Source organism: Sphingobacterium chungjuense (assembly GCF_011316935.1).
Lineage (GTDB): Bacteria > Bacteroidota > Bacteroidia > Sphingobacteriales > Sphingobacteriaceae > Sphingobacterium > Sphingobacterium chungjuense.
Genome location: NZ_WLYS01000002.1, coordinates 143,625 through 155,504, shown reverse-complemented (window position 1 = coordinate 155,504; position 11,880 = coordinate 143,625). Strand labels below are relative to the sequence as shown.

The window sequence follows — 11,880 nt, the reverse complement described above, 5'->3', positions numbered from 1 at the left end:
CTAAGGCTCTTTTTAAACATTTGGAACCCCATTTTTAGGCAATGTGTCAAATAGATCTTTCTACTTTGGCAACAATGAATCCTCTCAAGGATATCATTGATAAACCTAATGATAAAACCAAATGATGTATTTGACAAGAACAACTTGTAGGGAATGGCTTTGTATGCTATTGCTATTCTCGCTATCTATCGCTGCAGGGAATCACCACGTGCATGCGCAATCCAATTCTACCAGAATCGTAACTGGTGTTGTAACAGATTATACAGGAGCCACAATAGTGGGAGCTACTGTATTAGTTAAAGGAGGGAATAATTCCGTTCAGACGGGAAAAGGAGGATCCTTCTCTATTCCTATTTCTGGTGCTAACGACATACTGACTATTTCCTATATAGGTTTGGAAAGTCAAGATGTAGTAGTTGGTACTCAGAATAATTTAGAAATTATTTTGCAGCAGTCCTCGTCTAATCTAGATGAGGTCGTGGTAGTAGGTTACGGAACCTCGCGTAGAGCCGATGTAACATCCGCTATTTCATCTGTAAGCGAAAAGGACATCAAAAACCTGCCTGTGGCAGGAATTGACCAAGCATTGCAGGGAAAGGTTGCTGGGGTAAGTATTAGTACCAACGGCGGACAGCCAGGTGGAGGTGTTTCTGTTCGTGTGCGAGGTATTACTTCGGTAAGTGGAGGTGCAGGAAACGAGCCGCTATATGTGGTAGATGGTGTTCCTTTGTCAAGTTCACCCTCGGCCAACTATAGTGCAGGTGGTGCAGGAGCTTCACAAACTGCGCAGAGCCCTTTAGCCACAATAAACCCAGCAGATATTGCAACTATAGATGTTTTGAAAGATGCATCAGCGCAAGCGATTTACGGATCTCGGGCAGCCAATGGTGTCATCATTATTACTACAAAAAGGGGACAGGCTGGCGAGTCAAAAATTTTGTATGATGCCTATTATGGCCAATCACAGATCCAGCGGAAAATTGATATGATGGATCTTGGACAGTTTGCGCAGTATAGCAATGAGGTTCTTGAAGAGATCTCACTGGTAACGGGCAATCCATACGTTCCAATCGGAGAATATGCTGACCCTTCTGTACTTGGTCGAGGAACCGATTGGCAAGATGCCCTGTTTCAAAATGGTACTATTCAACAACATCAACTGGCTTTTTCTGGAGCCTCCAATAAAACTACTTATTACACATCTGCAAATTATTTCTCACAAAAAGGTGTTGTTACAGGCTCAGGGTTAGATCGTTATACGGCACGTGTTAATTTAGATCAACAAGTCAAAGAATGGTTCAAAGTTGGAATGACCACAAACTTAATTAGGTCTAACCAGCGAGTTTCTCTTACCAATGGATCTGCAACTCCAATTAGTATTGCCACAGGTAATAGTCCTGCTGCTCCTATTTTTTCAAATGGTGGCTTTGCGCCCGCGGTAAACGTTGGTGGATTTAATTTCGGTATAGATCAAAACCCCCTAGCTTTAGCCTCACTGAGAGATGTAAGAGTTATTCAGACTAAGGCGATTTCAAATTTATATGGAGAGATCAATGTTACAAAGAACATCACCTTAAGATCGCAGTTTGGCGTAGATTATACAGTAAACCAAAATACATTCTTTCAACCTCAAGTAACCAACGGCGCAGCATCTATTATCCCTCGAAGTCAAATCAATGAAAGTCGAGGTTTAACATTGTTTTGGAATTTGACTAATTATGCCAACTACAGCCAGACATTTGGAAGGCACAATGTTAGTGCACAGATCGGACAGGAGGCTTGGGAATCAGATTCAAACCAACTATTCGGCAATAGATATGATCTCAATTTAAACTTCCCTTCTATTGGAGCAGGATCGGCAATAGGAGAAACTACTGGTGGTGGAATTTATAAAAGTTCGATGTCATCGTACTTTGGACGTGCCGGGTATTCTTATGATGATCGTTACTCTTTAAATCTCTCTTTTCGTAGAGATGGATCTTCTACTTTCGGACCTGCACGTAAGTATGGCAACTTTCCTGCTGCTTCTGCTGGATGGACGATTACCAATGAAAGCTTCGCGCGAGATCTTAAAAACTTAAATTATCTAAAGATCCGTTTAGGTGCAGGTTCCGTAGGAGGGACAGGCGGTGGAGGCTCAAATGCTTTTACGGCCGGCTTGATTCAACAAACAGGTGCATTTGGTCCAGGAAGTTGGCCTAGCAATGTGCCAAATCCTAATCTCGCTTGGATGTCTGTTAATACATACAATGCTGGTGTTGACGCCTCAATATTAAATAGAAAGATTGATATTACAGTAGACCTTTATAAGAAAGTCACTACCGATATGCTTTTGCCTTCGGCACTTCCATATTATTCGGGTATTGGTACTAACTATAATGATATTCAGTCTCCTATTACTAATGCTGGAAAAATGACCAATACTGGTGTTGATTTAGCAATTACCAGTCATAATATAACCAAGGATGATTTTACTTGGACGACACAACTAAATCTTTCACACTACAAAAACATACTCAATGAATTAAATGCTGGTACTAGTGAACTGATTTATCGAGCAACTGATGCTTTGAACGTTGATCGTGTAGTGACACGTTCGGTGGTAGGGAGACCAGTTGGTATGTTTTACGGGTATCAAGTAGATGGAATTTTCCGCTCTCAAGAAGAAATCCAAAATAGCCCTTCACAAGGGATAGCTGTTACGCCTAGAGGAACTTGGATAGGCGATATAAAGTACAGGGATATCAGCGGGCCTGAAGGTGTTCCTGACGGAATTATTGACTCTTTTGATGAGACATTTATTGGAAATCCAAATCCAAAATTTACGTTTGGTTTCACCAATAATTTCACCTATAAAAGTTTCGACCTTTCGGTATTTCTTCAAGGTAGCTATGGCGCAGATATTTTAAACTTTACTCGATTATTAACCGAAGGAAGTTACAATATGTATAATAATCAAACTGCCAATGTCCTAGAAAATCGTTTTTCAGCAAACAATCCAGCTGGAACACTGCCAAGGTATAATGAATGGCATGAAAACAACAGAAGATTGTCAGATCGTTTTATCGAGGATGGGTCTTACATTAGATTGCAAAACTTGTCTTTAGGATACAACCTTCCAGTAGCACTGGTTAACAAGGCAAAGATCGCTTCTGCCAGAATCTACATTTCAGGTCAGAACATCTATACAGTTACAAAGTACTCGGGATATGATCCAGAATTAGGGTCGTTCAACAATAATGCGCTCTTTACAAATGTGGATAACGGGAATTATCCCAATCCAAGAACATATACTATTGGAGCAAACATCACATTCTAATCTATTACTTCAATTAGCGATAAAATGAAAACGAAATTGTACATACTAGCAATAGCTATACTAACAAACTTATCCTGCAAAAGAGATTTTTTGGAGAGGCCAGATGAAAATGCACCTACCTTAGAGACCTATTACACTACTGCTGAGCAGGTCGATGGGGCTACCGGGTTATTATATGGAGCGGCATGGTTTCCATTTATGGATCTTGCTTTTCTGAGCATAGGCGATATTATGGGCGGTACGGGAATTACCTCGGGACCAGGAGCGTATGCCCCATATATGAATTTTACGGTGTCGGAGACTGACGCCAATGTTTTGAGAGCTTGGCAAGCTTTCTACAAATCGGCTGGTGTAGCTACTATTCTCATTAATACTTTTGAAGACAAGAAATCTTCTGTACCAGATCCTGCTTATCTAGATAAAGGTATTGCAGAATCAAAGTTTATGCGCGCACTTGCTTATTTCTATTTGGCTAGAATTTACAAAGATGTACCAATTATTACAGATCCAGTATTATTAGCAACCTCAACGGATTTCACAGTTCCAAAATATCTTCAAAGTGATGTATTAAACTTCGTGATAGCGGATCTGCAAGCAGCTGAAGCTGGTTTGCCAGAGTCCAACGGTGGTAGGGTAACATCTTTTGCTGCTAAAGCAATGATGGCGAAGGTATATCTCTACATGAAAGATTACGAAAATGCTAAGTTGAAAGCTGATGAAGTTATCACTTCTGGTAGGTATGACCTATTCCCAGACTATTATAGAATGTTCTCTACAGCAGCGTCTAACGGTAACATCGAGTCTATTTTCGAATTCAAATGGATTGAGAATGGCGACTGGGCTGCTGCGAATCATACTCAAACAAATATTGGACCTGGTCCCCTTTTAGATCCAGTAGGAGCAGGTGGATACTCATCAGTTGTGCCATCAATCAACCTATTAAATTCTTTTGAAAGCGGTGACCTTCGTCGTAATGCTATTATGGAACATGGATTTTACCGTGCTGACTGGACTAACAAAAACTATCCGAATGGCTATACATATGATACGTTAGAAACTGCTCCGGTCGGGATGCGAATTTACACTGCTACACGGACAAACTCAGCGAAATATGTAATTGGAACTGGAAGCAATGGTGAAAAGGTTAATGGTGCATCCAATAATATGAGTACCTATATCTTGCGGTATGCTGATGTACTACTAATTTACGCCGAAGCGGTATTAGCTGATGCGGGTAGCACATCGGATGCGATAGCTCTACAGCGATTTAACATGGTGCGACGACGAGCTGGTTTCCCAGCGAGCGCTGATAAGACCTCACTTACAAAAGATCTCATTCTACATGAGAGAATGGTCGAATTCTATTTTGAAGGTGATTATTGGTTTGATGTGCAGCGGCAAGGTTTCGCAAAGGCAAAAGAAATTTTGGACAGACAAGAGCGAGGAGAATACGTAGTCAATGATGGAGTGCGAAGTATAGCGCACATGGATGTTAAAGACACGTTTATTAGCCCAAATCAACTATATCTTCCAATTCCAGCGGCAGAAGTTACCTTAAATCCACTATTAGCACAGCCTGCTGTACCATATCAATAAAAAACTTATATAGATTATGAAAAACTTAAAGTCGATACTCAACAGCACCCTTTTCATGCTGCTGTTAGTTATAGCATGTGCTTCCTGCGAAAAGGATCTTGATGGTACCCCGCAAACCTCGCCAGGTAATTTGCAGATTGAAAGAATAGAGCCAGATTCCGCCTCGGGTGGTGCCGTTTTGATTGTGAAAGGTCAAGGACTAGGGCAAATTAGCTCAGTGATTTTTGAGAGAGATAGTGTGCCAGCCACATTTAACCAAGTGTTCAATACAGATGAAGCCTTAGTGTTCAGGGTACCTGATACAGCAAGCGGTGGTATCCAAAATATTATTTTCACCAACACTCGCGGTGATGTAGGAAAAGCTACATTTCGAGTAATCGCCGTACCCTCTGTACTTTCAGTATCATCAACCGATGTTACAGCAGGAATGGAGTTAACTATGACAGGTATTAATTTAGAAGATGTTTCAAGAGTCTCTTTGGATAGTACAGATATTGATGCTGAGATAATATCAACATCAAAAAAGGAACTGATTGTCAGATTACCTGCTACTAGCAGACCTAGAGTACGTTTAGCAATTCTTAACAGTTCGGGATCGAGTGTTACCACACAAGAGTTTGTATACATCGAGAATAACTATCAAATTTTCGGTGAGTCGATGAATACGAATATCAATAACTCGTCATGGAGCGCAAGCTTGACGAACAACTCGGATCCAGCATATGTTCGATTCGGTAATACATCATTGAAAGCCGAGTATACTGGTTCGTGGGGTGGTTTGCAACTTGCAATGAATACACCTGTAAATCTTAATCCCTATCGTTATGTGACATTCTGGGTAAAAGGAGCATCTGTAGCCACTAATATTAGCTTCAACTTCAACTGGGAAAATACACAGACTCTGGCCATACCTGCTAATACTTGGAAGTACTTTAAAATTGATTTACAAACCTTCAAAGGTGCGGGAGTTGTAAATCTTGAAACCTTTGTCATGCAAATTAATGGCGATCCACACACACTTTATTTAGATAATATCTTACTTGTTAAATGATGATAAAAAGTTTTATAGCGCTATTTAGCCTAATTTTAAGTTCTCTATCCCTCTTTGGTCAGGGTAATAATTATGTACAAGATTATACTAAGTTTCAAGGACTTGCTCTAACGCCTCCTATGGGGTGGAACAGTTGGAATAAATTCGCCTGTAACATAGATGAAAAACTCATTCGTGAAATTGCTGATGTGATGGTGGCTAACGGAATGAAAGATGCCGGTTATACTTATATCAATATTGATGATTGCTGGCATGGAGATCGGGACAGTCTGGGGTTTATTCATCCAGATCCAGAACGATTCCCCTCGGGAATGAAAGCTCTAGCAGACTATGTGCATAGTAAAGGGTTGAAAATAGGCATCTATTCTGACGCGGGGTCTCAAACCTGTGGCGGTAGGCCAGGAAGTCGAGGATATGAGTTTCAAGACGCTATGACTTATGCAGAATGGGGCATCGATTACTTGAAATATGATTGGTGTAATACCGAAGGCTTGCGTGCTGAGGGTGCTTATAAGACAATCACTGCGGCATTGAAAAAAGCAGGACGACCGATTGTGTTAAGCATTTGCGAATGGGGTAGTGATAAGCCTTGGGAATGGGCTCAGGATGTAGGTCATCTCTGGAGAACTACTGGAGATATTTACAATTGTTTCGACTGTATTCACGATCATGGGACATGGAAGTCGTTGGGTATTATGCAAATTTTGGATATGCAGGAAGGACTTCGGCAGTACGCTGGCCCAGGGCATTGGAATGATCCAGATATGCTTGAGATCGGAAATGGACAGTTGACTCCTGCGCAAGATCGTGCTCACTTTTCTATGTGGGCTATGATCGCCGCACCACTTATGTCAGGCAACGATCTAAGAAGCATGGACAAAAATACATTGGAAGTATTAACAAATCCAGGCGTAATAGCTATTAATCAAGACTCTTTGGGCATACAAGGATTCAGACATCTAGTAAAAGATAGCGTAGAATGCTGGCTTAAGCCACTCGAAGATGGGGCGTGGGCACTGTGTTACTTGAACAGATCAACAGAAGTAAAGACGGTTTCGATAGACTGGCAAGATTTACAGGTGACTGATGAGCATTCAAATCGCCAATTCAATCCCGGAAAAACTCCATACAAAATAAGAAATGTTTGGACGAAGAAAGACATGGGCAGCGTAGGTAAGAAAATGACTCATAGCCTTGCTGGTCACGATGTATTGATGTTTAAGTTGTCTATCTAATCGGTACGGAAGATAGCAAGTATGATATTAGCATAGCAGATGGTGTGATAGCTGTGCTAAGGTGATATAATTTGGTGTGTCTCTTAAAGCGTTTATAGGCACACCATTTATATCATTGGATTTTATTTTAATGGAATTACGTCAGCCGTATAGTTGGCTTAGTTCTCGATTAAGTAAACACCATTATATATTCACCACCAAAAAATGATTACACAGTAAATTAACTATTTAGTGACTAATATATACATGAATTTCAAATCACTTATCGTAGTATTTCTCTACGCGGTGTCATTGCCAGCAATGACTAAGGCGCAATCTTTGTCTAACCCGAAAGCTTCCAAAGAAGCTGTTGCCCTATTTAATTATTTGGTGGATCAATCTGGTAAAAAGATTCTTTCGGGTCAAATGAGTTCAAGCTGGGGAATAAATGAGATCAATTATATTCAAGAGGTAACAGGTAAGCAGCCTGCGATTAACGGTTTTGATTTTATCAACGATATCGACAACCCTTCAGAAGTGAAAGGTGCGCTAGATTGGTGGAACTCTGGTGGCATTTCAACCATCATGTGGCACATGGGGGCGCCTGGTTTGGGAGAGGGGTACGAAAGTAGTAAAATGAAGATTGACATTGAAAGGTGTTTTGAGAAAGGTACAAAGGAGTACGAAATATTTTGGTCAGAATTAAAAGAAAAGGCTGACTTACTAGAACAGTTACGTGATGCAAATGTCCCTATACTTTGGCGTCCATTTCATGAACTCAATGGTCACTGGTTTTGGTGGAGTAAAGGGGGACCAGAACAATTTAAAAAGCTTTGGATAGCCATGTATACCTATTTTACGGAGACACGTAAACTAGATAATCTCATATGGGTATTATGCTACACGGAAGATTCTGATCCTAAATGGCATCCTGGTAAGCAGTATGTAGATCTTGCAGGTGCAGATATTTATAACGTTGGAGATAGTCCACAAACCGAGATGTACAAAAATGCAAAAAAGGTAGTAAACCCAGGCGTTCCGGTTGTGTATCACGAATGCGGTACTCCACCTAATCCAGAAGCTTGTATACGCGAGGGGGCTATGTGGTCCTGGTGGATGCAATGGCATACGGATCATTTGACTAATACCGATAAGGCTTATCTTAAGGAAGTTTATTGGCATGACCTTATCATTACTAAAGATGAATTGCCAGATATTGTAAAGGTGTATGGAAACGATAAAATGTAATAGATAGTGTTTTGTTTGTAGGGGGTAGGATCCTCTACTTTTTTTAGGTCGGGGCTGCTCAGTTAATGTATTACATTATTTGATACGGTAATTGGCAGCTTCATGTTTAGTAGTTTGCATCCACCAGCAATTGTTGGTGGATGTTTTTTGTGGATTACAGCGCAGATACCAAGTGTAGGTTTTTAACTTTAGTTTGGTATGTCATCTTGCATTCAGAGTAGTGACGCTTTCGTCTTGAATCGTTGGTAAAATGGGTTCACCAACTATGCCTTAGGGGGATAATTATTTCTGTAAATGTAATTTTTAAGGTTTTATTTGATTTACGATGCGCAGGGTAGAGCACGCTATTATAATAGAGCTAATGAAAAAAGCTCTTCCGCTAAGCTGTTGTGCTTTGGGAAGAGCTTTTATTAATACAACTGCAATAACCTCGCGCAGGTGCTTGTGTATCTATAGATCAAAGTAATGATCGGATTATTTTTTTCGAATCGTCGCTTCGGTAGAATTAATGGTCAATTTTCCAGTTTCTAAGCTCGGTGAACTTGCCGATAAAGTTATTATGCCTGGCTGCCCAGTTGCTTGTATAATGATTTGAGCAAGTCCGCTAAACAACTTTCTTTTCCACTGACCTGCTTCACCAAACAACTGAATTACCCCTGGATCCATGTTTACAGAATCCCAATCGTTTTGTTTTGTCAATGGTTTAGCTATAATATCAATTTGATTCTCGCCTGCTTTCACTACGCTATTATTCAAAGCGATCGCAAACGCGGTTTTATCGTCGTTTAAAGTCACATCGACCTGAGTTCCGTTAATGAATATCGACTGTTCTTTACCAATACTATTGAAGAACAATGTGAGACGCTGACTTTTTAGATCAACAGGCAATTCAAATGTACCTCTATGAATATAAGCTTTAGCAAGATTTTTATAATCACGACTAACAAAAGCATTTTTCCACGATGAACCATCTGTGCGCAGCAGTGATCTTCCTTCAGCAAGTGTATTTAGCTCTTTTTCTTTTAAATTGTTAATCTTAACTGTCTGGATGTCCTCTACGAAACGCTCTTTTTCCAAGGAAGTAGGATCTCCATTTCCTACGCCAATAATCCGAGCGGGCCCCTCGAGTGTAAAGCTAATTTCATTATCAGCAGTAGGTACATCTAATTTGCCAATATCTTGTGCAGAAACCCTCACCATCAGGATATCCTCGTCATTGGCTCTAATAGATTCCTGATGCCCCTGCAATTTAATGGCTACCGGTTTTCCAGTCGTCTTTACCTGCTCATGCATCACCTCTTTACCATCTTTATAGCCAATGGCCTGCAATGTTCCAGCAGCATATTTTACTTTCCACTCTAAATGTGAGTTTACCTCCATTGTTTGTCTTCCTAGCGATTTCTTATTCAAAAACAATTCGACTTCATCGCAATTGCTGTATACCCATACATCTACATCTTCGCCTTCTTTACCCTGCCAATTCCAGTGAGGCAAAATATGTAAGGTAGGGGTTTGCGTCCACCATGATTTCAGATAATAAACATTGTCTTTTGGGAAACCACATAGATCCATCATACCGAAGTAAGAGGTGACGCTAGGCCAGCCATGAGGAGTTGGTTCACCGCGATAGTCAAACCCGGTCCAAATAAACATGCCAGCGAGATGTGGTCGACTCGAATAGAACTTCCATCCCTCCTCTATGCTATAGAAAGATGGCCTAGGTTTGGCGTCGTAAGCGGCGATGTAGTGTTTTTGTGCGTCAGTTTGATAGATACCACGTGTGGCAAAAGTAGAGCCCTCTTCACTTCCTAGGCCTGGTTGATTTGGAAACCGTCGAACATGATCGTCTATATCCCCATTGGCTATATAGTTGTAGCCCATTACCTCCAAAACATCAGAAATACCGCTTTTAAATCCTCCGCTCACACCGGCAGTAGTCGGTCTGGTAGGATCAAGACTCTTTGCTACAGCTTGAAGTGTAGTGGCAAGACGGCTTCCTGTAACATTATTTTCAATGCCCCACTCTTCGTTACCTACTGACCAGAGTATAATGCTAGGGTGATTACGATCTCTCTTAATCATTTTTGTGAGGTTGGCAAGTAATGGTTGTGAGCTTGCTAATAGTCTATTTTCGTCAATGACTAACATACCCAATCGGTCACATGCTTCTAATAACTCAGGTGTTGGTGGGTTATGTGAAGCACGATACGCATTAGATCCGAAATCCTTTAGTGCCTTAATTCTATAGTATTGAAGCTCATCAGGCATGGCAGCACCTACTCCTGCATGATCTTGGTGATTATTTGTGCCTTTTAGTTTTATATTCTTTTCGTTTAAGAAAAAACCATTTTTGGCATCGAAGCGTATCGTTCTAAATCCAAAGGTGGTTTCGTAATGATCCGTCTGTTTATCATTCGCCCACACGGTGGTGACAAGTTTATACAGGTATGGTGTATCTAGATCCCATAATGTTATGTTTTCTACGGGGAAGTTAACATCTACTGGTTCAGGATGAAAAGGCTTGATTCTTACATCGTCTTTCCTACTAGTTACTATCGTTTTTCCTAGCGCATCTACCAAGGTGTGGACTACAGAGATTGTTTGTTCTTTATGAAGTGTATTCACCAATTCGGTCTTCACGTTTACCGTAGCGCTGTTGTTTTCTAAGTTGATATCAGTACTAACGAAGGTGCCATCTTTAGCCACGTGTATTGGATCTGTTTTTGAAAGCCAGACATGACGATAAATACCCGCACCTTCATAAAACCACCCCTCTTCCATACCTACATCAACTCTTACGGCGATTGTATTATCGCCACCATAATTTAGAACGTCGGTAATATCATAATTGAAGCTGTTATAACCGCTGGCTTCTGTCCCCAAATAGTGCCCATTTACCCATACCGCTGAGTTTCTAAACACACCATCGAAGTCTAGACTGATTTGACGACCAAGGTCAGCTTCAGGAATCGTAAAGCTTTTGCGGTACCATCCGATAGTTGCTTCAGGAAATTGCAGGCCAATCGCTTTAAACCCGTGACTAAAACTAGCCTTCTCACTAAAATCTTGCTCTACTGCCCAATCATGTGGTAAATCAAGTTGGCGCCACGACCTATCGTCGAATTTTGCTGATGCCGCGCCATCACCATATACAGCTTTGGCTAAATAAGAAAAATAACTGGTAGCATGCTCAAAATCACGATCTGTGTCATATGGATGGCCGAATGCAAAGCGCCAATCTTTGTCTAGGAGAATACGCTGTCTTAGGGCTGTGTTTGATTCTTGTGCAGCTAACGTACTACAAGTCAGTAATAGGCTAATAAATAAGTTGATTGATAGATTGATTAGTTGTTTATTCATATTAAAAAATTTAGTGATTGGGTAGATCGCAATATTACTTATCAATCCCTTTTTCGACTTATCATTTTTGTTCAAACACTTATCATTATTCC

General features: G+C 40.7%; 6 protein-coding genes. 5 read left to right on the top strand and 1 reads right to left on the bottom strand.

Features of this window, described 5'->3' with window-relative positions; all coding sequences use genetic code 11:
- Positions 1-163 precede the first annotated feature (163 nt).
- The 5 genes from GKO22_RS05440 (at position 164) to GKO22_RS05420 (ending at position 8,428) form a co-directional block, all read left to right on the top strand.
- Positions 164-3,319 (top strand): SusC/RagA family TonB-linked outer membrane protein, encoded by a 3,156-nt coding sequence (locus GKO22_RS05440; protein WP_166333081.1) that lies wholly within the window; start codon positions 164-166, stop codon positions 3,317-3,319.
- Between the two features lie 24 nt (positions 3,320-3,343).
- Positions 3,344-4,915, top strand: a complete 1,572-nt coding sequence (locus GKO22_RS05435) for a RagB/SusD family nutrient uptake outer membrane protein (RefSeq protein ID WP_166333080.1) — start codon at positions 3,344-3,346, stop codon at positions 4,913-4,915.
- A 16-nt stretch (positions 4,916-4,931) separates the two neighbouring features.
- Complete coding sequence (locus GKO22_RS05430) at positions 4,932-5,966, top strand: IPT/TIG domain-containing protein (RefSeq protein ID WP_166333079.1); 1,035 nt, start codon at positions 4,932-4,934, stop codon at positions 5,964-5,966.
- Positions 5,967-6,085: 119 nt separating this feature from the next.
- On the top strand, positions 6,086-7,201 hold the full coding sequence (locus GKO22_RS05425; protein WP_240920150.1) for a glycoside hydrolase family 27 protein: 1,116 nt from the start codon (positions 6,086-6,088) through the stop codon (positions 7,199-7,201).
- Between the two features lie 231 nt (positions 7,202-7,432).
- Positions 7,433-8,428: a glycosyl hydrolase gene (locus tag GKO22_RS05420; protein ID WP_166333078.1), complete on the top strand. Its 996-nt coding sequence runs from the start codon at positions 7,433-7,435 to the stop codon at positions 8,426-8,428.
- Between the two features lie 474 nt (positions 8,429-8,902).
- Here GKO22_RS05420 and galA read toward each other — a convergent pair whose 3' ends face one another.
- Positions 8,903-11,788: a beta-galactosidase GalA gene (galA, locus tag GKO22_RS05415; RefSeq protein WP_166333077.1), complete on the bottom strand. Its 2,886-nt coding sequence runs from the start codon at positions 11,786-11,788 to the stop codon at positions 8,903-8,905.
- Positions 11,789-11,880: the final 92 nt, after the last annotated feature.

Excerpts from the sequence above, each read along its gene's own strand:
- GKO22_RS05435 (WP_166333080.1), top strand. The coding sequence starts at position 3,344 with ATGAAAACGAAATTGTACATACTAGCAATAGCTATACTAACAAACTTA.
- GKO22_RS05430 (WP_166333079.1), top strand. The coding sequence starts at position 4,932 with ATGAAAAACTTAAAGTCGATACTCAACAGCACCCTTTTCATGCTGCTG.
- galA (WP_166333077.1), bottom strand. The coding sequence starts at position 11,788 with ATGAATAAACAACTAATCAATCTATCAATCAACTTATTTATTAGCCTA.
- GKO22_RS05440 (WP_166333081.1), top strand. The coding sequence starts at position 164 with ATGCTATTGCTATTCTCGCTATCTATCGCTGCAGGGAATCACCACGTG.
- GKO22_RS05425 (WP_240920150.1), top strand. The coding sequence starts at position 6,086 with ATGGGGTGGAACAGTTGGAATAAATTCGCCTGTAACATAGATGAAAAA.